18 protein-coding genes and 2 pseudogenes are annotated in these 21,071 nt (G+C 62.1%); 8 read left to right on the top strand and 12 right to left on the bottom strand.

The annotated features are described in order from the left end of the window. The first annotated feature begins 22 nt into the window (after positions 1-22). A complete protein-coding gene (locus tag ACWRN3_RS19830; RefSeq protein WP_476741675.1) occupies positions 23-955 on the top strand; it encodes an SDR family NAD(P)-dependent oxidoreductase in 933 nt (310 codons plus the stop codon). An 849-nt stretch (positions 956-1,804) separates the two neighbouring features. Here the strand turns inward: ACWRN3_RS19830 and ACWRN3_RS19825 are convergent. After that, the gene (locus tag ACWRN3_RS19825) at positions 1,805-2,848 is read right to left on the bottom strand and encodes a carbon-nitrogen hydrolase family protein (protein WP_476741674.1); all 1,044 of its coding nucleotides are present in this window, start codon (positions 2,846-2,848) and stop codon (positions 1,805-1,807) included. A gap of 147 nt (positions 2,849-2,995) precedes the next feature. Here ACWRN3_RS19825 and ACWRN3_RS19820 point away from each other — a divergent pair, with 147 nt between their 5' ends. Next, positions 2,996-3,958, top strand: coding sequence for an AraC family transcriptional regulator (locus ACWRN3_RS19820; RefSeq protein ID WP_476741673.1), 963 nt, complete (start codon positions 2,996-2,998; stop codon positions 3,956-3,958). 242 nt (positions 3,959-4,200) lie between these two features. Here ACWRN3_RS19820 and ACWRN3_RS19815 read toward each other — a convergent pair. The 4 genes and pseudogenes from ACWRN3_RS19815 to ACWRN3_RS19800 all read right to left on the bottom strand — a co-directional run. Continuing rightward, positions 4,201-4,979: pseudogene (locus ACWRN3_RS19815) on the bottom strand (IS3 family transposase); the annotation flags it as partial. Positions 4,980-5,310: 331 nt separating this feature from the next. Beyond that, positions 5,311-6,150 (bottom strand): alpha/beta fold hydrolase, encoded by an 840-nt coding sequence (locus ACWRN3_RS19810; RefSeq protein WP_476741672.1) that lies wholly within the window; start codon positions 6,148-6,150, stop codon positions 5,311-5,313. A 41-nt stretch (positions 6,151-6,191) separates the two neighbouring features. After that, on the bottom strand, positions 6,192-7,127 hold the full coding sequence (locus ACWRN3_RS19805; protein ID WP_476741671.1) for an alpha/beta hydrolase: 936 nt from the start codon (positions 7,125-7,127) through the stop codon (positions 6,192-6,194). A gap of 108 nt (positions 7,128-7,235) precedes the next feature. Next, complete coding sequence (locus ACWRN3_RS19800) at positions 7,236-8,597, bottom strand: MFS transporter (protein WP_476741670.1); 1,362 nt, start codon at positions 8,595-8,597, stop codon at positions 7,236-7,238. Positions 8,598-8,654: 57 nt separating this feature from the next. Here ACWRN3_RS19800 and ACWRN3_RS19795 point away from each other — a divergent pair, with 57 nt between their 5' ends. From ACWRN3_RS19795 to ACWRN3_RS19785, 3 genes are all read left to right on the top strand, one after another. Then, the gene (locus ACWRN3_RS19795) at positions 8,655-9,665 is read left to right on the top strand and encodes a LacI family DNA-binding transcriptional regulator (RefSeq protein ID WP_476741669.1); all 1,011 of its coding nucleotides are present in this window, start codon (positions 8,655-8,657) and stop codon (positions 9,663-9,665) included. A 276-nt stretch (positions 9,666-9,941) separates the two neighbouring features. Beyond that, positions 9,942-10,187 (top strand): biotin transporter BioY, encoded by a 246-nt coding sequence (locus ACWRN3_RS19790; RefSeq protein ID WP_476741700.1) that lies wholly within the window; start codon positions 9,942-9,944, stop codon positions 10,185-10,187. Then, positions 10,103-10,549, top strand: coding sequence for a beta-xylosidase family glycoside hydrolase (locus ACWRN3_RS19785; protein WP_476741668.1), 447 nt, complete (start codon positions 10,103-10,105; stop codon positions 10,547-10,549). The genes ACWRN3_RS19790 and ACWRN3_RS19785 overlap by 85 nt, the downstream gene beginning before the upstream one ends. A 135-nt stretch (positions 10,550-10,684) precedes the next feature. Here ACWRN3_RS19785 and ACWRN3_RS19780 read toward each other — a convergent pair whose 3' ends face one another. From ACWRN3_RS19780 to ACWRN3_RS19750, 7 genes are all read right to left on the bottom strand, one after another. Continuing rightward, positions 10,685-11,506, bottom strand: a complete 822-nt coding sequence (locus ACWRN3_RS19780) for a fumarylacetoacetate hydrolase family protein (RefSeq protein ID WP_476741667.1) — start codon at positions 11,504-11,506, stop codon at positions 10,685-10,687. 113 nt (positions 11,507-11,619) lie between these two features. Continuing rightward, positions 11,620-12,537 (bottom strand): HpcH/HpaI aldolase/citrate lyase family protein, encoded by a 918-nt coding sequence (locus ACWRN3_RS19775; RefSeq protein ID WP_324645062.1) that lies wholly within the window; start codon positions 12,535-12,537, stop codon positions 11,620-11,622. A gap of 16 nt (positions 12,538-12,553) precedes the next feature. Further along, complete coding sequence (locus ACWRN3_RS19770; RefSeq protein WP_476741666.1) at positions 12,554-12,862, bottom strand: hypothetical protein; 309 nt, start codon at positions 12,860-12,862, stop codon at positions 12,554-12,556. Beyond that, complete coding sequence (locus ACWRN3_RS19765; RefSeq protein WP_476741665.1) at positions 12,859-13,938, bottom strand: tartrate dehydrogenase; 1,080 nt, start codon at positions 13,936-13,938, stop codon at positions 12,859-12,861. Before ACWRN3_RS19765 ends, ACWRN3_RS19770 begins: the two co-directional genes overlap by 4 nt. Positions 13,939-13,974: 36 nt before the next feature. Further along, entirely contained in the window at positions 13,975-14,922 is a 948-nt protein-coding gene (locus tag ACWRN3_RS19760) for a phosphoglycerate dehydrogenase (protein ID WP_476741664.1), read from the bottom strand. A 100-nt stretch (positions 14,923-15,022) separates the two neighbouring features. Further along, positions 15,023-16,396 carry a cation:dicarboxylate symporter family transporter gene (locus ACWRN3_RS19755; RefSeq protein WP_476741663.1) on the bottom strand — a complete coding sequence of 458 codons (1,374 nt, stop codon included), beginning with the start codon at positions 16,394-16,396 and terminating at the stop codon, positions 15,023-15,025. A 95-nt stretch (positions 16,397-16,491) separates the two neighbouring features. Then, positions 16,492-17,658 (bottom strand): mandelate racemase/muconate lactonizing enzyme family protein, encoded by a 1,167-nt coding sequence (locus ACWRN3_RS19750; RefSeq protein ID WP_324645065.1) that lies wholly within the window; start codon positions 17,656-17,658, stop codon positions 16,492-16,494. Between the two features lie 233 nt (positions 17,659-17,891). Between ACWRN3_RS19750 and ACWRN3_RS19745 the strand changes: the two genes are divergently transcribed. The 3 genes and pseudogenes from ACWRN3_RS19745 to ACWRN3_RS19735 all read left to right on the top strand — a co-directional run. Beyond that, a complete protein-coding gene (locus ACWRN3_RS19745) occupies positions 17,892-18,590 on the top strand; it encodes a GntR family transcriptional regulator (RefSeq protein WP_255175405.1) in 699 nt (232 codons plus the stop codon). Positions 18,591-19,263: 673 nt separating this feature from the next. Next, positions 19,264-20,100, top strand: a complete 837-nt coding sequence (locus ACWRN3_RS19740; protein ID WP_476741662.1) for a hypothetical protein — start codon at positions 19,264-19,266, stop codon at positions 20,098-20,100. Positions 20,101-20,286: 186 nt separating this feature from the next. Continuing rightward, positions 20,287-20,969 (top strand): annotated as a pseudogene (locus ACWRN3_RS19735) (TetR/AcrR family transcriptional regulator C-terminal domain-containing protein); the annotation flags it as partial. Positions 20,970-21,071 lie beyond the last annotated feature (102 nt).

Below are 21,071 nucleotides of genomic sequence, written 5' to 3'. Positions count from 1 at the left end.
CTTCACGAGGTGGCCCAGTGGTATGCCCGCATCGTCTTTGAAGTCTGACGATCAGTCCTCCACGAGTAAGCGAAAGCACAGACCTTCGAAACAGAACCGGGAGATCAGAATGACCCCCAAATCAGTTGCAGTTATTACCGGCGGAGGAACCGGAATAGGAGCCGCCACTGCCGCAACACTCCGGGGCCAAGGGTGGGAAGTTGTCGTCTGCGGACGCCGCCCAGAAGCTGTAAGCCGAGTCGCTGACATGACCGGAGCCCGCGCTGTCGTCGCGGATGTTGCTTCCGCTTCCGACATGGAACGGCTGGTCGCCGACACCGTGGAGCAATTCGGCGCTATTAACGGCCTCGTACTGAATGCCGGAATTGTCCGCGCCGGCAGTGCCGGCGAGCTGTCCGATGAAGACTGGAACGCCATGGTCAGCACCAACCTCACCGGGCCCTTCCTACTAGTCCGTGCCGCCTTGCCGCACCTGATCAAAGCCAGCGGCTCGATCGTAGGGGTGGCCTCAGCAGCAGCGCTTCGCGCGACGGCTGGAATCGCGGGCTACGACGCCACGAAGGCCGGCCTTGCCATGTTGATGCAATCCATCGCTGTCGATTACGGACCGCTCGGGGTGCGCGCCAACGCGGTATGTCCTGGCTGGACCCGGACGGAAATGGCGGATATGGAGATGGGCGAATTTGCTGAACACAGCGGCATCGATCGCGAGGAAGCCTACAGCCTTGCCACTGCGTTCGTCCCCAGTCGGCGCCCGGCCGCGTCCTCCGAGGTCGCCGATGTCATTGCCTGGCTGCTCTCCGATCAGGCCTCGTACGTTAATGCAGCCACGATCCCGGTGGATGGGGGATTGATCGCGGTCGAACCCGGAGCCATCGCCTTCGACCCCCGTGTCAGTATCGGCACCGCTGCCGTAGACGGACCCACCCCGGCGATGCAGGCAATTCCTGACTAAGCGCTACAGTCCGTCTTTCAGGTGTTACTTGAAAAAAGGAGTGTGGACATTGTCCACACTCTTCCCTTCGGATCCGATGATACTGCCGACGGACTGCTCCGGATTCCGCATGTTTCCGCGGATTCCTAGTGTTTGCAGGGGCTGGAACGTAGTTCGAGTCCCACCTCGGGCACGACGTATTCCCTCGTCAGGGCGATTTTGCTTTGACGTGTGTACAAAGCTTGCGGTCGCGTCGTCTGACGGGTTGGGCTGCGGGCTGTGGCCTGGCTGCCGCGGAGCCTATTCAGGTGTGTGGGTGGCGGGTTCAAGTCCCTGGCTGGTGGGCCTTCCGCCTGCCGCAGTAGGGTTTCCTGCGTTACCTCTTTCCGGTCATGTTGGGTGGGTCCAGAGTGGCCCACACCTATTCATGGGGCGGGGGAGTGGGGACGACATGACTTCGGAGATTGCGCCAAAGAGCGCCCGGGAGTCGGTCTTACGGCGTGCCCACAAGAGTCGCGCCCGAGTTTTGTCCTGCCAAAGAGGGTGTGGACAGTGTCCACACTTACGTCTGCTTTATCGAAGGCCGAGTGAACTTGAGTCCGATGTCAGTTAGGGCCCCCAACACGTAGTCTTCGGATGCCCTCCGCAGGTGCAAGAGGCAGTCAGGCCAGCTCTCGCCTGCCGCCTCTATGCCTCGAAACGCTAGGGATTTGAGGCACTGGGGTTTCGAGACAGCGGCGCCCGGCCATGTCCGCAACCTTAAGTCTCGGAGTACGGCCGGGGGCGCTGGTTTTTCCTGTTTGTTTAGGAGTTCTGCTTGTTCCGTCAGCGAGGGAGACGGCTCAGCGGTGCCTTACGTGGGGCCGCGAATCACACATGCGCGGAAGCCTCTGCTTCTGAAGCTTCGTCCCACTGAAGGTCAGCCTCAAGCGACGACTGAATCTGTGTAGGCGCCTTCGGCATGGTGCTGCGACGGATGACCGGGGTGCGGGGCGTGTCGTCGAAGATTAGCCGTGTGACGTCGGCGCGGGCGTAGTGGCCTGCGGGGTCGACGGTGTTCTTGGCAAGGTCGATGTCCGCCAGGTCGAGGTCAGCGTAGACGATGCCTTCCTCGGTGGGGTCCAGAGGCTCTGTGATGAGGCCGGAGTGCGGACCGTACACTCGGGCGTAACCACCGCCGCCTGTGTAGACGGGCGTGGGTCCTCCGTCTGCTGTTGGGAACTTTAGGGCTCCGTCATCGGACATGATTTGCGTGGCGGTGATCACGAAGGCGCTGCCTTCGAGGGCGTATGTCTGGGAGCAGGCCATGATGGATTCGGGGCTGAGCGCCGGCACGTTGCCCAGGATTCCGAGGCAGGGCCAGCCGGCGACGTGGATCTGTTCGTTCTGCGCGTACATGGCATATTTTGTCAGCGGCTGGAGGTGTTCGAAGCACTGTAAGGCCCCAACCCGGCCCAACGATGTGTCGAGGACTTTGATGCTGCTGCCGTCGCCTTCGCCGAACAGTGTCCGCTCTGCGTGGGTGGGCTTGAGCTTCCGGCGGTGCTGGATGATTTCCCCATCGGGTCCGATCACTGCCTGGGACATGTACAGTGAGCCGCCGTCTTTCTCGCTGAAGCCCACGACAACGGTGATGGAGTGTTGCTTGGCGGCTTCGCGGATCTTGGCGATCTGCGGGCCGTCGATTCTGGGTGAATTGGCGTGGTAGCGGGCAACGAACTGCATCTGTTCGTACACAGGGTAGGACCAGAGGAAAACCGGGTAGCCGGGAATCCATGTCTCCGGGAATGCGACCAGATCGGCTCCGCCGGCTGCGGCTTCGGCAATCAAATGGACGGTCTTTTCCGTCGTCCCGTCAATGTCCAGCCAAACAGGTTCGGCCTGAACGGCTGCTACCCGCACCTTATCGCTCATCAATACTCCTCGTTATGCTTGAATGGTGCTTCCAAATTTATGATCCGGATCACTTAAAATCGTTGGCAATTTCTGCAGACCCATCTACCATTCCTGCAGGTTCAGACCTCTCCTGACAGGTGCTCGTCAAGGAAGTCGGAGGGACGAATGACGGACGTCGCGGTAACTGACGTTTTGGCGTGGCAGCATGCCGCGAGCCGCGCGTTCGTACCGCTGCTGTGCACAGCCCCCGGACCAGGTTTCGTGGCGCATCTTGAGTCCGTTTCGCTGTCCGGCGGGGTATCTTTAGCGAGGGTCCAGTCGGGGCCTCTTCTGGTGGAGCGCCCGGCACGTCTTGCCCGACGCAATGATGGTGATGACATTCTCATGTCGCTGCAACTGCAGTCGACCGGGGCTGTCCAGCAGCATGGGCGCACTGCTGTGCTTGTCCCCGGCACCGCAGCGCTTTACGAGACAAACCATCCCTATCTGCTGGACCAGCCCCAGTCGGGCCAAGACCTCATCGTGCTTCGCGTTCCGCGTCGGCTTCTGGGATTAAAGGACCGGCTCATAACTGACCTGTGCGGGCGGATAATCGATCAATCCGTCCCGGGGATGTCCGCTTTCACCGGCTACGCCGCCGGTCTTGTAGCAGGCCGCGGACATATGGACCAGCGCGCCCGCGTGGAGCTGGGGCACATCAGCGCAGACTTGCTCTCGCTCGCCCTGCGCTCCTTCGCCGGACTCCATCAGGGCTCGCAGAGCGATGACGAGACATTGCTGGAATCGGCAAAGGAATACATCAGGCAACATCTCGCCGACCCGGACCTCACGGTGGAACGGCTGGCCACCGCGCAGAATGTCTCCGTCCGTAAACTCCACGAACTGTTCGCAGCGATTGGGGAAACGCCGGGAGTTTACGTGCGCCGGCGCCGCATGGAACGCGCCACGGCCCTCCTCGCTGCACGGCACGAAACCCGGCAGGGCGTGGGATCCATCGCGATCGCGTGCGGATTCCGCGACACGTCAACCTTTGTTCGAGCCTTTACTCGCGTTTACCAGTGCACACCCACACAATGGCCTCCTACGGCCAGCGCATTGGACGGAGCTCACGTGGCGTCCGCTAAGTAGCTAGCAGGCAAGAGGTTTCAATCCTGTCATTTTCAGAAGCTGACTGCACAGAAGCTCCCATGGTTATAGGAGTTGTGCAGAGGACTCTAGAGCAATGGTCGGTCGATAGTCCCCTGCAAGATGGTGCTTTTGTTATCCCCTGTTCAAAAAATTCGGGGATCCACTGCGCACCGGTGTAGGCCTTCCAGCTCCGCAAGCGGAAAGGCCTCTCAGTGCCCGGTAACGGATCCGCAATGGGGCGCGGCCAGCGAGGACTTCATACGTGAGTCCATCGAGTAGCCAACGATTCTTCCGGAGTAGACGTCCTTCACCGCGCAGAGGTAGAGCTTGCCCTCTGCAGTGGGATGCTCGGTGATGTCCGTCAGCCACAGCTCGTTCGCGGCAACGGCGGTGAAGTCCCGCTCCACCAGGTCGTCGTGAATCGGAGGCCCCGTTTCCGGTTCAGGCCAGGCTTCTTGGAGAACACCGACCAGATGCCGTGGTCCCTGCATAAGCGCTGGACGCTGTTCTCGCCCGCCAGGATGCCTTTCTCCGGGAGTTCGTCGGCGATGAACCGGTACCCGAATGCCGGATCATCTGCGGGGATGTCCAGGGCGGCGTTGACCAGGTGTGCATCGATCCAGTCTCGTTCCGTTACCGGGCTGGTCTTCCATCGGTAATAGCCTTGCTTGCTGAATCCCAACACCCTGCAGGTCACTGCCACGGAACACCGTCAGCGCCAAGATCCGTGACCAGCGGGTAGATCATTTTGGGTTGATGTCCCTGGCCAAATAGGCAGCCGCCCGGCGGAGAATCTCGTTCTCCTGCTCTAAAAGGCGGTTCGGCTTCTTCAGCTCCCGCATCTCTGCCGCCTCTGCCGCAGGCGGGTCGGCCCTGCAATCTTTACGTTCAGCGATGGCAATCCAGCGCTTGAGAATGGTGACAGAAAGTCCGAAGTCCTTCGCGATCTGCGTCAGTGGTGCCTCGCCCTTGCGGGCCACATCAATTACTGGCGGAACTCCGCCCGATAAGGCGTGGGCATGGTCAACATCCTTCTACGAGCACAAGCTCGCTAGGTCAAGGAGTCAACAAAACCGGGGGCAGTCCCAACCGGGACTTGATAGACGTCGTGGGTGGCGAGGGCCGTCTAGTCACTTTCTTTCGGCTCTGCAGGTCTCTGCGAACAAGATCAGGGCTCTGGTGACAGGCGAAACTTGCCCGGCCGGGTGCCTGGACGTCAGGTTGTGTCTTAACCAGACGATGGCTCGTGAGTTGGATTCTTCAGGCCTGTTGAGTCTGTTTACACAAGGTGCTGGGTGAAGAGCGGCACGGCGTGGTCGTGCCATTGACTGTGGATGTAGTGGTTTGGGAGTCTACGCGGCGGATGCTGCTGTTGCTCGGCTCGCGTTGTTGGTGATCTCGCTGACGAAGTCCGGCCAGAGAGGTTCGGGAATTTCGTGGCCCATGCCGGGAAAGACCCGCTGATACGAGTTGTCGATCAGGTTGTGCAGTTCGTCCGATGCTTTGTGGTCGATTAGCAAATCTGCGTCCCCGGTAAGAATGACGGCGGGCGCAGAGATAGCCGGGACTTTTTCGACACGGTCGGGGGCGGTGAAGACCGCTTTCGCTTGCCGGGCGTTGCCGCTTTTCACCGGGTCGCGATCATAGGCTGCCGCAGCGAGTCGGCGTAGCCAGTTCACGTCCTGAGCATAGTCACGTGAGCGGCAAGACTGTTCGCCGGCCAGGAATTCCCGGATTGCTTCTTCACGCGTGAAGCTTGATTGATCCTTCAGGATTTCGCGGTCGGCCGCTTGCGGGAGGAGCCACTTCGCAGAGGCTGTGGTGTAGATGAGCGCTAGGGACGCCACGAGTTCTGGGTGGGCGATGGCCAGTTCTTGGGCGATCATGCCGCCCATTGATTGGCCGACGATGTGTGCCGGTGCGATGCCGAGCGCTCGGATGAGCCCTGCGGTGTCCTCTGCCATGTCGGTGATCGAGTATTCCTGCCCGTCGAATTTCTGCGACAGTCCAACATCACGGTTGTCGAACCGGATGACGTGGAAACCGGCGTCGACGAAGAGCTGGCAGAGTTCGGGCCGCCACTTGATCATCTGGGCGGTGAGTCCCTCGATGAGGACCAGTGGTGACCGGGCGGAGGGACCGAAGGTGTCGTAGTTCAGGGTCGTTCCGTTGGCGACGGTGATGGTGCTCATACTTGTTCTCGTTAATCTTGGGTCGTTGAGTTGGGAGCGGTTTATTCAGAGACGCTGCTGATCCCGGCGATAGCGTTGGCTCGCCAGGTCCGGGCGGCATCGAGGACCTGGGTCATCATGGCGCTGGAATGGATCTGTCCTGCAGCCATTATGTAGCTGACGGGAACGCCTGCTTCTTCGAGTCGTCCTGCGTATAGTTCTGCGCTGCCGCGTGTTAGATCGAACTCTGAGGTAAGTATCAACGCTCGGGGTAGTCCCGACAGGTCCTCGGCCAGGAGGGGGGATGCATAGGGGTTCTCTGCGTCCTTTGGATCAGCGAAGAGGTCGCGGGTTACTACGTCGGCCTCGGCTGCTTCGAGGAGGTATCCCTTGTCGTATTCGTGGAGCATTGTTTTCCAGGTAAGGTCAAGCGCCGGGATTTCCAGTAGCTGCAGGGCGATGGGGGGCCCGGATTTGTCGCGTGCCATGAGCGTGGTGGCGGCGGCGATGTTTCCGCCCGCGGATTGCCCTCCGATGACGATTCGGTTGGAGTCTATGCCCAGTTCCTCTGCGTGTTCTGTAACCCAGAGCAGTGCTGCGTAGGCGTCGTGGACGGCGGTGGGGAACTTGTGTTCGGGTGCCAGGCGGTAGCCGACTGAGATGACAACGGCGTCAGCCCCGACGCACCGTTCCCGGCATGTTCCGTCGATGTAGTCGTAATGGATGGAGCCGCCCCGGAAGCCGCCGCCGAAGAGATTGACGTAGCCGGTGTGCGGGCCGGGGGAGGCGGGGGTGTAGATCAGCAGCTCTATGTTCCCGCCCTCGACGGGTATCTGGACCAGCTTCCGGTCGGCAACTTCCGGGTAGGGTTCGGCAAGCTGGGCTGCGAGGGCGTTGACGATTGTCTGCTCGGTCTCGCGATGAGCGGCCGGATCATCGATCACGACGGGAGGGGGCACCTGTGTTAGCAGGTCGGCGAGGACGGGATCAAGAGGCATGCTGATACTCCGGTGTGTCAAGGAAGTGGCAGATGATGATTTGTGGCATCCGACGGCGGCATCCGCCGTCGGATGCGCGGGTTGGGTAATGCATCGTGTAGGCGTCGCTTAGGTGGTGATGGGTTCACCAGTGGTTACGGCCGTGGGTTCCTGCTCGTGGTCGAACTCATTGGTGATGCGTCCGCCGCGGAAACCTATCCATCCAACGAGGACGCCGAGCAGGGCAGCGCCTGCTGATGCTATGTAGACCATTGATGGGGAGAGCACGATCAGGGCAGGGATGATCGCGGAAGTGATCGCGGCCATCACACGCCCGAAGGTGAAAACGAAACCTTGGCCCGTCGAACGCAGCATCGTGGGGAATGATTCATTCGCCCACATGCGCGCGATGGGCTCCCCCGCGGAAGTCTGGCCGATGGAGGCAATGAACCAAGCACCCAAAAGAGTGACCAGGCTGAACCCGAAGACGACCGGGATCATTAACCCCGCCACGAACACTGCTCCACCGATGAGGAACAACGGCATCCTCAACCGACCGCCGGCGAACTTCATGTACACGCCCAGGGCGATGAGGCCGATCGGGAACAGCGCCAGGGAGTAGGGGACGAATTCCTCCACCGGGATGCCCGCGACGTTCGCGGCGACATAGGTAGAGAATGCGTTCGTGATGGTGCTTGCGCACGTGACGAGAGCGTAGAAGACCATCAGCACCACGAAAGGCCGACGGAACGGAGGCTGGAGCAGATCCCGCATGCGCGCCTTGTCAGCACGGATGGTGTGGATACCAAGCCGGCGTTCCTCCCGGGACTGCAACCACATGGGAGATTCAGGAACCGTCAGTCGCAGGAACAAGCCGATAAGGGCGACGACGACGATCAGACCGTAGAGGATCTGGCCGCTCAGCCGCCCCATCCCTCCTGTCGCGGTGGTGACGATAACGACAATGAACGCCGCGGCGACCCACATGACCTGAGAGAAGACGAGCATAGCGCCGCGGTTCTTGTCGGTCGCCGCTTCCGCTACCGTTGCCAGTGACACCGGCAGGTCCGCACCGACACCGAAGCCGAGCAGAGCCAGTCCCGCGAAAAGAATCCAGAAGTCAGTCGCGAAGGTCGGGGCGAGGCTTCCGATCACGATCATTGCCATGGTGATGATGAAGACCTTGCGACGGCCATAGATATCACCGAGCCGGCCACCGACCAGCGCGCCAACTGCCAGGGCAACTGTCACGACAGCTGTCAGCATGCCAACGTCGGTCGGTGTCAGGCCGATGGTCTGCTGGTAGATCACCAACGCTATGCCATTGACGGTCAGTGCCGCGCCGTCCACGAACGACGCGAGGCCGGCGATGATCGCGACACGCCACGGGTGGCGATAGGCGCCCGTAAGTTCAGCACCCGCTGGTGACTGGCCAGAGGGTGACACAGGGGCTAACGACCTGAATCCTCCTTGATTAATCGTGTAAAGCACGTGACGAAGACCATAAGGGTGTATGGTTACTCGCGTCAAGCATATGGAGGAAGATCTGTGACAGACGGACCGGTAAGAACTGAAGACGTTGCCAGGGAGGCCGGTGTTTCACGGGCGACTGTCAGTTACGTCCTCAACGGCCGTCGGGATGTGAGGGTCAGTGATACGACCCGTCGCCGTGTGCTCGATGTTGCCCGGCGGATCGGGTACGTCGGTTCACCTGCCGCCAGGGCGCTGCGCAACGGACGCGGTGACGTCGTGCTGCTGTTGTTGCCCGATTGGGAAGTGACCGGTCAACTTGAGCTTCTCCTGGGGCACGTCGGACAACTCGTCGGCCAGCACGGCCTGGTATGTCTGCGCTACGAAGGAGCCCAATGGCAGGGCTCGCTCAATACGGTTCTTGCCCGCATCTCTGCGGCGTGCGTCGTCACCTTCGATCCATTGTCTGAGGATGATGCGAGGGCATTGCAGTCTGCGGGGGTGCCGGAAGTGCACACGGGGATCCTCGACTACCCTGGAAGCCCGCACACGACGACCATCGGTCAGGCCGCGATTGTCGCCGCACAGGTAGACCATCTCCTGAACCAGGGTTACAGGCGTCTGGCATACATGGCGATGGATGAACCTCGTGGCCGGAAGTTCGTTGATGCCCGCGTGGCCGCGTTCGATGAGATCTGCCGCGCGCGCGGTATCCCTGATGCGCTCATTACCGTGGCGGATCAGAACCTTGAAAGCATCATCTCAGCTTTGAGCGGCTGGGTCACCACGTCACCTGAGCCGCTGGGGGTGGCCGCCTGGAATGACCTGGCCGGGCTTGGTATCCTCAGCGCAGCAGCTAAGTTGAGCATTCGGGTCCCGCACGACCTAGGCGTGATCGGCGGAGACGACACTCTGGTGGCAGCACTGACCAACCCATCACTGAGCAGCGTCCGCTTCGACCTCACTACCGAGGCAGAGGGCATAGCCGCGCGTATCGCGAGCATTCTCGGATACGACACGAACCTGCGCGCGCCCGACGGCGCGCTCGTGGAAGCCATCGCACGCGAATCCAGCCAACTGCCCTCTTAGCACCAAGGCGTAGGCCGCCAAAAGAATTGAAGAACAGGCCTCGGCATTGCCAGCAGCAGCACGTCTTTAGCGTTCCCACAATTCCGGCTGCGAAGTGGCCCGGGTGACAGAGCCGGAAGTAGCCGCTCTGGCGATTCCCACATTTTCTTCGTCCGCAATAAGCGCAGTCGCTGGCGCTCATCTCCGTGTTCGCCGCTTTGATCGCAGCCGGCGATCGTCCCAGGCATTCCCGTGGGCGGCTTCGGGGTGCCGATCACGCTGCAGACCCTCGCCATCATGGTGACGGGCCTCGTCCTGGGCGGATCACGTGCCGCCGCAGCGGTAGCGCTCTACCTGCTCCTTGCGTTCGCCAGGCTGCCGATCTTCTCGGGCGGCCGGGCTGGGGTCGCCGACCTATCGTCCACCGGGAGTCAGTGCTTTTCGCGGCGTGGGGCATCTTGGCAACCCGGGTCCTCAGCCATGCCTGGAGTGCCCGCGCAACAGTTCTCCTCCCCGGTGATGAGGTGGCCAGGCTCCTCCTGAGGATCGATGACTCCCACTGGTACGCCATCGAAGCATCCGGACGGCACATCGGGGTTGTGGCTCAGATCGGACCGCTTCAGCAGGTGGTGGCTACAGCGGAAATTGACCCAGATCTTGGGCCAATTCACCTGGAGATCGCCTGCAATGACTCACCCTTGGCGGGCCAACCCGGCAAGAATACAGGGCCGGATGAAGTCAGTTTGGGCTTTCGTGAGCACGGCCAGCTGAGGACACTCGCCAGGATGGATGGCCGGTATCTTTCCACCGAGGTTGCGGGCGGGTTCACTGGCCGCGTTATCGGGCTGGCGGCAACCAGTGGCAGCGTTATCATCGAACGGTTCGAATACAACCCTCGCTACTAGCACGGCCATGCTTGGTTCTTCGTGCCGGCGTGCTGTGCCGATGATCGGCTCCGCCGGGACGTGGTCGTCACAGAGAACTGGCGACACTGACCAAAGACAGAACGAAACCTATCGGCAAATTCCACAAGGTATGCGTCAGGTGGTTTCTGCCCTGACGGTGTTGGTGATGCTGCCGATTCCTTCCACGCTCACGGTGATGGTGTCACCGTCTTTGAGGAACAGTTGGGGGTCACGGCGGTATCCGACTCCGGCTGGTGTGCCGGTGAGGATGACGTCCCCGGGTTCCAGGGTGGTGAATTCGGAGATGGTGGCGATGAGTGTGGGGATGCTGAAGATCAGGTGGGAGAGGTCCGATTTTTGGACGACTTCCCCGTTCAGGGTGGTGCTGATGCCGGCCTTGCTGATGTCGGTTTCTGCCGGGGTGACGATGTGCGGGCCGAGCGGGGTGGTGTTGTCCCAGATCTTGCCCTGCAGCCATTGGTGGGACTTGTTCTGGAAGTCGCGCATGGTGACGTCGTTGGAGACGCAGTAGCCAAGGATGTGGTCCATGGCGTTCTGTTCGGTGATGCGGCGGCCTGTCTTGCCGATGATGACGGCGAGTTCGCCCTCGAAGTCGACTTGGGTGGATTCCGGGGGAAGGATGATGTTGTCGGCGGGTCCTATGAGGGTTGATGTGTACTTGGGGAAGAGGACGGGAAAGGTGGCCGTGCTGGTGTCGTCGGCATGGTCTTTGTAGTTCAGGCCCACGCAGAGGATCTTGCCGGCCTTTGGTGACGCCGCGCGCAGGGTGACTTCGGATAGGGGAACCCGTGATTCCCTCAGGCGGGCGGCACTGGCAAGGAGATCGGCGGTTGTTTCCGGTCCGATGTCGGTGAGCCCGGCCAGCGGGATGAGGTGTTCGCCGTGAACTTCGCCAAGGTAGTTGTGACCCTTGTATCGGTAGTTTGCGTAGGCCATTCGTTCTCTCTTCAGATCTTGGTTGCTGATTCCGGTGGTGGGCGGACGTGCCGGACGGTAGCAGTTGTTCATCAGCGGCATCCGTGCCGCTTCGGTCCCCTTGGGCGCAGGCCCTAACCTGCCGGCTGCACTCCGAAGGCGACGGCGAGTTTCATGATCTTTTCGGCGCGGCCCAGGCGGGGCAGGTCGGAGCCGTCGCGGATGACGCGGCCGTTGGCTTCGAAGTCGTTCATGAAGTCGGTGGCCCAGGCGACGTCCGACGGCGTGGGGCTGATGACCTCGTTGATCACCGGGGTCTGGTCGATGGCCAGGCAGAGCTTGCCGGTCATGCCCATCATCACGGTGATGCCGGTCTGCTCGCGCAGGATGGGATGGTTGGTGCCGACGGTGGGGCCGTCGATGGGGCCGGGGAGGTTGCCGACGCGGCTGGCGACGACGAGCTTGGCGCGCGGGTAGGCCATGGCCTCGGGGGTGGCGGCCATGCCCGTGTCGCGGCGGAAGTCACCGGAGCCGAAGGCCAGACGGAACGCGCCCTGGGCCTTGGCGATGTGGTTGGCTTCCTCGATGCCGAGCGCGGATTCCACCAGCGGGATCACGGGCGTCTTGCCGTCCATGCGGTGGTAGCTCTCGGTCACCTGGTCCGCGGATTCGGTCTTGGCGAGCATAACGCCGAGCAGGCCGGGGGTGCCGCGGAGACCGGCGAGGTCATCGGCCCAGAACGGGCTGGTGGCGTCGTTGATCCGGACCCAGGCCTTGCCACCGGCGGTCAGCCAGTCGATGACGTTGTTCCGGGCCTGGTCCTTCTGCGACGGGTCCACCGCGTCTTCAATGTCCAGGATGATCGAGTCGGCACGGGAGACGGCCGACTGGTCGAAAAGCTCCGGCTTCATGGCATTGACCAGCAGCCAGGAACGGGCGATCTCTGCGGGGATATTGCGTTCCGGAATGAAGCCCGGAAGCACATTGCCTGGCACCGGGGTGGAGTAGGAGGTGTCTTCGGTGCTTTGGGGCATGTAGGTGGGCTGCGTCATGGGTCTCCGTGCTAGATCAGGTCTGTGATGGTGTGGATGTCATCCGGTAGCAGAGCCCGTCTTCGGCTTCTTCCGGGTGGGCCCACACTTCGATCCCGTGTGCGGCTTCGTACATGGTGCGTGGTTGGGCGGCGTCGCCTGCGATCCAGAGCGCTGTGGAGTCTGCCATGGCGTCATCCACGGTTCCGGTGCGGATGATGTGGCCGTGCTGGCGGATCTGGACGGTCTCTCCGATGAGCCGGCGCCAGTGGAGGTGCTGGCGGAGCATGATCCGCTCTCCGAAGGCGGGTGTGCGCCCGTTGCTGGGGCCAGTCGAGGGGGTCATGATGTCGTCAGGGCCGATGCCACTGCTTTGCCCAGTTCCTTTGTGGTGGCATTGCCGCCCATGTCCGGTGTGAGTGCCTGATGTCCGTTGGCGAGCACGGTTTCCATGGCGGTGGTGATGGCGGCGGCGGCTTTGGGTTCTCCCAGGTGGTCCAGCATCATGGCGGCGCACCAGATCTGGCCGATGGGGTTGGCGATGCCTTTGCCGGCGATGTCCGGGGCGGAGCCGTGGACGGGTTCGAAGAGGCTGGGGAATTTGCGTTCGGGGTTGATGTTTCCGCTGGGTGCGATGCCGATGGTTCCGGTGCAGGCCGGTCCGAGGTCGGAGAGGATGTCGCCGAAGAGGTTGCTGGCGACGACGACGTCGAACCAGTCGGGGTGCATGACGAAGTTCGCGGCCAGGATGTCGATGTGGTATTTGTCGACCTCCAGATCGACGAAGCCCTTGGCCATGGCTTCCACGCGTTCGTCCCAGTAGGGCATGGTGATGGAGATGCCGTTGCTCTTCGTGGCGGAGGTCAGGTGCTTCTTGGGCCGGCTCTGGGCGAGGTCGAAGGCGTACTTGAGGATGCGGTCCACGCCGGTGCGGGTCATGACGGTTTCCTGGACCACTGTTTCGCGGTCGGTGCCTTCGAAGATTTTCCCGCCGATACTGGAGTATTCGCCTTCGGTGTTTTCGCGCACGACGTAGAAGTCGACGTCGCCCGGGACCCGCCCGGTGAGGGGGCTGGGCACCCCGGGAAGGAGCTTGACCGGGCGCAGGCTGACGTACTGGTCGAAATGGCGTCGGAACTGCAGGAGGCTTCCCCACAGCGAGACGTGGTCGGGGACCACGTCGGGCCAGCCGACGGCGCCGAAGAAGATGGAGTCGAACTGGTTTAGTTCCTCGAACCACCCGTCGGGCAGCATTTTCCCGTGCCGGGCGTAGTAGTCAGCCGAGGCGTAATCGAAGTGCTCGTATTTGAGGTTGAGGTCGAAGGCTGAGGCTGCGGCGTCCAGGACGCGCAGTCCTTCGGGTACGACTTCGGTGCCGATTCCGTCGCCGGGAATGACTGCGATGCGGTGGGGTTTCGACATCAGGGAACCTTCTTCGTCTTTGTCGGGTGGTTGGGGTTAGCGGTCGACCGGGTGGGCCGGTTCGCGGTTTTCGAGGACGTCGATGACGGCGTGTGCGGCTGCCAGCCCGGCCCGTGCCCGTGCCTCGATCGTTTGTCCGGCGAGGTGGGAGGTGATGAGCACATTCTCCAGGCCGCGTAGGGGGCTGTCGTCGGGTAGGGGTTCGTTCTCGAGTACGTCCAGTGCGGCGCCGGCGATAGTGCCGTCGGAGAGTGCTTTGGCCAAGGCTTGTTCGTCCACGAGGGAGCCGCGGGCGGTGTTGATAAGGACTGCGGTGGGTTTCATTGTTTGCAGCCGGGGCGCGTCGATGAGTTTGCCGGAGCTTTGGCCTGCGCGGGTGTGCAGGGAGAGGTAGTCGGCGTTGGCGATGACGGTGTCGAGATCCGTGTAGTGGAACGTGGTGTTTGCTGGGTCTGGGTGGGCGGTGTTGACCAGGACGTTCATGCCGAGAGCTGCGCCCAGGCTTGCCGTGGCGCGTCCGCTGGGCCCGTAGCCGACTATTCCCAGGGTGGAACCTCGGAGCTCATGGCCGGCTACCCGGGGCCAGCCGCCTTGGCGGACGGCGGTGGTGACCTCCAGGAGGCGGCGTGCGGACATGATGATCAGTCCGATGGCCAGTTCGGCGACCGAGTGGTGGTTTGTTCCGGGGGCGTTGCAGACCCTGATTCCTTGGGCGGCCGCGGCCTCGACGTCGATGGAGTCGTATCCCACGCCGCTGCGGGCGATGACTTTCAGGGATGCGGCGGCGGAGAGCATGTCGGCTGTGACCGGTTCGCTGGCGAGGATGGCTCCGGAGATGCCGTCGAACAGTGAGCGGCGTTCCTCCAGTGTCCGTGAGCCTCTGGACGGTGCGTAGACGGGTTCAAGGCCATGGTCGCGGAGGAGGTCGTAGACGGTATCTCCGGCGTGCAGGTAGTCGGTAGTGATGAGTATGCGCCGGGCCATGGTGTGGTGTTCCTCGTCGGTATAGCGGTGGGCTGGTGCTGGGTGAAGTGCACACTGGGCAGGGCCGCCGCCCCGGGGAGAGAGGCGGCCCTGACAGGGTTTAGTGGGCGTCGACCCTCTCGCTCTCGACGTGGTCGGCCGTCCTTGCCGGAAGTTCGTTTTTCTTTCGACCCGATGCGTGGATCACGTTGCGGGCCTGTGCCAGGTCGAAGTCTTTCTCCCATTTGCCGACGACGACTGTTGCCAGCACGTTGCCGATGACGTTGATGAAGACGCGGCCTTCGTTCAGGAGGCGGTCAACACCGACGATGAGGGCGAGGGCCGCGGTGGGGATGGCGCTGACGGCTCCGAGGGAGCCGGCGAGCACGATGAAGGCTCCGCCGGCGACGCCGGCTGTTCCCTTGCTGGAAATCATCATGATGCCGACCATGGCCAGTTGCTGTTCCCAGGAGAGGTTGATCCCGACGGCCTGAGCCAGGAAGACGGATGCCATGGTGAGGTAGATCGCGGATCCGTCGAGGTTGAAGGAGAACGCGGATGGGATGACGATGCCGACGGTCGGCTTGCCGACGCCCATGTTTTCGAGCTTCTTCATGACCTGCGGGAGCACGGCCTCGCTGGAGCATGTTGCCAGGGCGATCAGGAGCTCGTCTTTGAAGTAGCGCATGACGGTGAAGATGTTCAGGCCGCAGGTCCGGGCGATGATGCCGAGGACGACGAGGACGTAAACGATGCAGGTGGCGGTGAAGAGCACGATGAGGAAGCCGAGCTGCTGAAGGCTGGTGGCCCCGTACTTGGCCACGGTAGCGGCAAGGGCGCCGAAGGTGCCGATGGGTGCCAGGCGCATGAGCCAGCCAACGATCCGGAAAATAACGGTGGATAGGGCGCGGATGCCGCCGGTGAGCAGGACGCCGGATTCGCCCGAGAGGTTCAGCGCTGCGCCGAAGACGATGGAGACCAGGAGGGCGGCCGGGATGGCACTGCTGGTGAGGGCGCCGAAGAAGGATGCCGGGATGAGGCTGTTGACGAACTCGATCCCGTCAAAGCTCTTGCCGGCGCCCGGGATCTTGTCGGCGTTCAGCTTGGAGACGTCGATGTTCATGCCTTCGCCGGGGTGGAAGACGTTCGCCACGACCAAGCCGATGAGCATCGAAATCAGGGAAAGGACGATGAAGTAGCCGAGGGCCTTGATGCCGATTCGTCCTGCCTTGCGGAGGCTGTCCATTGACGCAACGCCGAGGGTCACGACGCAGAAGACGACCGGGATGATGATCATCTTGACCAGTGCGATGAACCAGTCGCTCAGCGGGGTCAGCTGCGAGCCGACCTGCGGGATGAAGATACCGACGAGGATGCCGAGGACTCCACCCAGGAGCACCTGGAACCAGAGTTCGCGGATCAGGCGCCCGAACCGAGAGAGCTGTTTGGGTGGGTGTGGGGAATGCTGGTGGTGCTGCATGGTGTGGGAAGACATCTTGGGTGCTCCTTTGCACGTCAGACAGAGAAGTTGGGGGTGGTTGCCTGGTCCCGGGCAGTTCTGCTGCCCGGGACAAGACAGGTGTGGGTGGTTTACTCGTGCAGGCCGCGCAGGACCTTGTAGAACTCGGCCTTGCCTTCCAGCCCAATGCCGGGCAAATCGCCGGGGGCTACGCGGCTGTTGACGACGACTGCGTCGTCGGTGAAGCCGCCGGTGGGCTGGAATTCGCCGGGGTAGGACTCGTTGCCGCCGAGCTTGAGGGCGGCTGCGATGTGCAGGGAGAACTGGTGTCCGCCGTGCGGGATGCAGCGGCGGGAGGACCAGCCGTGCTGGGCAAGCATGTCCTGGATCCGGCGGTATTCGGTGAGGCCGTAGCTCAGGGCCGGGTCGACCTGGATGAAGTCGCGGTCCGGGCGCATGCCGCCGTAGCGGACCAGGTTCCGTGCGTCCTGGAGGGAGAACAGGTTCTCGCCGGTCGCGATCGGGTTCTTGTAATGCTCGGAAAGGGTGGCGTTGAGGGCGTAGTCCAGCGGGTCGCCGACTTCTTCGTACCAGAACAGTCCGTACTTATCGATGGCTTTTCCATACTCCAGGGCGGTGTCCAGGTCGAATTTGCCGTTGACGTCCACCATGAGGCGGGAAGCGTCGCCGTCGAGGACGTCGATGACGGCTTCGATGCGGCGGAGGTCCTCCGCCAGGTCGGCGCCGCCGATCTTCATCTTGACAATGTTGTAGCCCTGGGCGAGGAAGCCGCGCATTTCGTTCTGCAGGTCTTCCAGCGTCTTGCCGGGGGCGTAGTAGCCGCCGGCGGCATAAACGAAGACGTCCTTGTCCGGATTGCCGTCACCGTAGTGGTCCGAAATCCAGCGGTACAAGGGGACACCGGCGATCTTTGCGGCGAGGTCGTGCAGCGCCATGTCGGCCACACCCACGGCGACCGACCGTTCGCCGTGGCCACCGGGCTTTTCGTTGGACATCATGATGTCCCACGCCTTCTCCGGTGACAGTTCGCCGTTCTCATCCATGAGGTCCTCGGCAGGAGCATCCAGCAGGCGCGGCAGGATGCGGTCCTGCAGGATGCCCGTAGCGTTGTAGCGGCCGTTGGAGTTGAAGCCGTAGCCAACCAGGGGCTTGCCATCGACGAACACGTCGCTGACCAGGGCGATGATCGTGCAGTCCATCTTGGTGAAGTCAATGAACGCGTTCCGGATGGAGGAACTGATGGGGATAGTGCCTACGTGGGCGGAAACGATTTTCATCTTTGAATCTCTCTCGGTCGGATCTTATTTCTTATAAGATCGATGTTCGGGTCGATGCCGTCTGGCCGAGCATCTGGTGTTGGTTACTAGCGAATATCTTATAAGACGATGAATCGAGGTTAGCTGGCCGTGAGCCGGAGCACAAGCGCGTGGCGAAATTTCTTATAAGATGTTGGTTGGAGGGCTACACTTGGAGGGGCGGGGGCAACTCTCCCGCAGATTTGGAGCGGCAGATGAGTACCAACGTCTTTTCGAGCAAGGGCAGCCTGGCGTACAGCGAACTACGCCAGATGATCCTCTCCGGCGCCTTAGCCCCCGGCTCGCGTATTTCCCAATACGAGTTGGCCGAGAACATGCAGATGAGCATCACCCCCTTGCGTGAAGCCATCCGCCGGCTCTCGAGCGAGGGCCTGATCACGATGGACACCCACCGCGACTCGAAGGTTGCCGACATGAGCGCCGCCGAAGCCCGCGAGCTGCTGGAAGTCCGCCTCTCGCTGGAGCCGTCCGCAACGGAACTGGCCGCCTACCGCCGGACCGACGCTGATGTCGCCATCATCCGGGCGGCCGCCGAAAAACTGCTCCCTGTCACACGCGTGTGGGGAGAGGACGCCATCATTGCTCATCGCGACTTCCACCGTGCCGTCTACACTGCTTCTCACAACGCGACCCTGATCAAGCTCCTGGATGACCTCTGGGACAAGTCCGACCGCTACCGGCGCATCGGCCTGGAGCTGCCTTCCGCTGACGAGCCCCGCACCATCGACCTGAACCAGCACCACCGAATCCTTGAACTCGTCACCGCGGGAGACGGGCCCGGAGCGGCGGAACTCGCTCGTACCCACATCGCCAACAGCCTCACAGCATCGGTGACCGGTGCCCTGCAGGAGCGGGAGAACGAATCCTCATCCGACCTTGAGAGAACCGCCTAAATCTCCGCCGGCTTTTGGGGTACGGTCCTCCGCGTTCGCAGCGCCACCTGGCGCGACATTCAGTACCGTGAAAACGCCGCCACATAGCGCCGCAAGTCGCACGCAGTAGTGGTCTCCGAATCGCTTTGGGGAAACACGCAACAACTCGCGCGCGCGATCGCAGCCGGAATCGGCGAAGGCGCCGACGTGGTCGACGCAGCCTCAGCACCGGGCACACTGGACTCCAACCTGGATCTCTTGGTGGTAGGTGGTCGAACCGACGCATTCTCCATGTCAACCGGGGCGACACGCGAGTCAGCGAAGCAATAGCCTGCAGAGCACATCCCAGCAGGCGGCATTTGGGAGTGGATCGAAGCGCACGCCTCGCCTGGTCGCCCAGTTCCTGTACTGACGTTCGATACGCGAGTCGTTAGCCCTCGGTTGCCCGGGTCTGCCGCGACGAAGGCGATGAAACGCCTTGTCACGCTTGGATTCCGACCCATCGTGAAGCCCGAGACTTTCGGCGTGCACGGTTATGCATGCCCGGTCGCCGACGGTGAGCTCGAACGCGCCAACGTTGGGGACGGAGCTCGCGGGCCTCGCGTCCCGTAGCTGAGCTTACGCGCCGAGGCGTGCCATCGGGCCGCCTATGGCACGCACAGATGAAGCTGAGCGTGTCCGCTAGTCTTTCGATATGGATACCGACCAGTACCGCTCAGAGGCGGCGGTTGAACGACGCGGAACGTCGCTTTTCATGGCGTCCTTCGGTATTGCCCTGCTCGTCACTCTGGCCAGCCTGCTCGGGCTGCTTGCTTCTTGGCCGTATCAGAAGGAAACCGAAAACTGGCTCCTGCAGGCTCGAGGGCAAGACCTCGGTAATCTTCTGGCGGTTGTCGTTCTCGTCTGGAGTGCGACCAGGATACGCACAGGCTCAATGGGAGCGACGCAACTCTGGGTCGGTACCTTGTTCTATCTGCTGTATGCCTACATCGTGTATGCCTTTGCCGTGCACTTCGGTCGCCTGTTTCTTGTGTACGTCGCTATCCTCGGCTCTGTCTTCTACACCTTGATCGCTGGGCTCTCTACTACGGTGCGCCCGGCGGCATACCCTCACGGCGCCGCACGGGCATTCGCTGCGTGGGTCCTGATCGGCACCGGCGCACTCTTTGCCCTGCTGTGGCTGAGCGAATTAGCTCCAGTAACCATTTCAGGGCAGCCACCGCCCAGCCTGGAAGTAGCCGGGCTTATCGTGAACCCGGTCCATGTCATTGACTTGTCTCTGGTCCTGCCGGGCATGATCATCATCGGAGTGCTCGCGCTGCGCGGGAACCCCACGGGGTTGTTCTTGACAGTGCCCGCGTTAGTTTTTTCCGTGCTGATGGGATTGAGCATCATCGCCGCCATGGCGTTGATCGTCAGGAGCGGGGATACGAGCGCATTTGTTCCCATGGCGATGGTTTGTCTTGTTGTCGGCGCCAGCCTCGCAGCCGCCGTCGCCTATTGGCGTCAGATCCCAGTTCATAGGTCGTAACCGAGGTCGTAACGTGAGGTGGGTAACATCCTCCTCACGCTACGACCAGACGAGGCACGGAGATTCATCAGAGGGACCAGACCGAGAACGACGATGCGCGCAGTCCTCACCGCGCATTCAACCGGGGAACCGGTGGTCTTGGTATCGCGGCTCCGGCGAGACTGGTCTCCACACGACGGTTTCGCTATGGCCTCTCCCAACCCCACCCCGACCTCTGCAGCCCCCCCGAAAGGGCGTCGGAGCAGGGAAATTGTCCTCTCCACCTCTCTTGAACGGGTGGACGCTGAAGGCCTGGATGCCTTGACGATGCGACGGCTGGGCCAGGAACCCGGGCGGGACCCGATGAGCCTCTACCGCTACGCCGCCAACCGCACCGCCCTGCAGGATGGTGTCGCTGAAACAGTCCTCAATGAATTGGCGATCTTTGCCGATGACTCGGACTGGCAGGCACAGCTGCGCAAATCGCCCACGACCTGCGGCTTCTGGCCCTGCGGCATCCCAACGTCGTCCCGCTGCTGGTCACCCGGCCACTGTCCACACCGTTGGGTCTGCACCCACTGGGCACCATCCGGCCCCTCGAACAGATCCTGGCACTGCTCATAGACGCCGGTTTTGCCCCCGCCGACGCCCTCCACGTCTACCGGACGTACAACGGATTCCTCTACGGGCACATTCGGAACGAACTGCAGGAATACGTTGTGGACCCGGACGAAAACGAAGCCATCCTCCGCCTCGGACTCCACCGGCTGCCGGCAAAAGACTTCCCACACCTGCGCGCCCTGGGACCCGTCCTCGCTGAGTATGACGGCGACCTTGAGCTGGACCAGGGAATGAGCATCCTCCTCCCCGGCCTCGCCACGCAACTTTCCGGCTCCAGTCCAAGGGTCGCTGACCTAAACACACAGTTACGGTTCCGACGAACAAAGCATGTTTCCAGAGCTCACAGGATTGGGCGTCCATTGGCGCGGCGG

This window comes from Pseudarthrobacter sp. rb (assembly GCF_056389225.1).
The sequence above is the reverse complement of the archived record's forward strand: the minus strand, read 5'-3'. Positions and strand labels throughout refer to the sequence as shown.

What these genes read in the sequence shown, in the direction of transcription:
- ACWRN3_RS19830 (WP_476741675.1), top strand. Translation starts at nt 23, where the DNA reads ATGCCCGCATCGTCTTTGAAGTCTGACGATCAGTCCTCCACGAGTAAG.
- ACWRN3_RS19825 (WP_476741674.1), bottom strand. Translation starts at nt 2,848, where the DNA reads ATGAGCGATAAGGTGCGGGTAGCAGCCGTTCAGGCCGAACCTGTTTGG.
- ACWRN3_RS19820 (WP_476741673.1), top strand. Translation starts at nt 2,996, where the DNA reads ATGACGGACGTCGCGGTAACTGACGTTTTGGCGTGGCAGCATGCCGCG.
- ACWRN3_RS19810 (WP_476741672.1), bottom strand. Translation starts at nt 6,150, where the DNA reads ATGAGCACCATCACCGTCGCCAACGGAACGACCCTGAACTACGACACC.
- ACWRN3_RS19805 (WP_476741671.1), bottom strand. Translation starts at nt 7,127, where the DNA reads ATGCCTCTTGATCCCGTCCTCGCCGACCTGCTAACACAGGTGCCCCCT.
- ACWRN3_RS19790 (WP_476741700.1), top strand. Translation starts at nt 9,942, where the DNA reads ATGGTGACGGGCCTCGTCCTGGGCGGATCACGTGCCGCCGCAGCGGTA.
- ACWRN3_RS19780 (WP_476741667.1), bottom strand. Translation starts at nt 11,506, where the DNA reads ATGGCCTACGCAAACTACCGATACAAGGGTCACAACTACCTTGGCGAA.
- ACWRN3_RS19775 (WP_324645062.1), bottom strand. Translation starts at nt 12,537, where the DNA reads ATGACGCAGCCCACCTACATGCCCCAAAGCACCGAAGACACCTCCTAC.
- ACWRN3_RS19770 (WP_476741666.1), bottom strand. Translation starts at nt 12,862, where the DNA reads ATGACCCCCTCGACTGGCCCCAGCAACGGGCGCACACCCGCCTTCGGA.
- ACWRN3_RS19765 (WP_476741665.1), bottom strand. Translation starts at nt 13,938, where the DNA reads ATGTCGAAACCCCACCGCATCGCAGTCATTCCCGGCGACGGAATCGGC.
- ACWRN3_RS19760 (WP_476741664.1), bottom strand. Translation starts at nt 14,922, where the DNA reads ATGGCCCGGCGCATACTCATCACTACCGACTACCTGCACGCCGGAGAT.
- ACWRN3_RS19755 (WP_476741663.1), bottom strand. Translation starts at nt 16,396, where the DNA reads ATGTCTTCCCACACCATGCAGCACCACCAGCATTCCCCACACCCACCC.
- ACWRN3_RS19750 (WP_324645065.1), bottom strand. Translation starts at nt 17,658, where the DNA reads ATGAAAATCGTTTCCGCCCACGTAGGCACTATCCCCATCAGTTCCTCC.
- ACWRN3_RS19745 (WP_255175405.1), top strand. Translation starts at nt 17,892, where the DNA reads ATGAGTACCAACGTCTTTTCGAGCAAGGGCAGCCTGGCGTACAGCGAA.
- ACWRN3_RS19740 (WP_476741662.1), top strand. Translation starts at nt 19,264, where the DNA reads ATGGATACCGACCAGTACCGCTCAGAGGCGGCGGTTGAACGACGCGGA.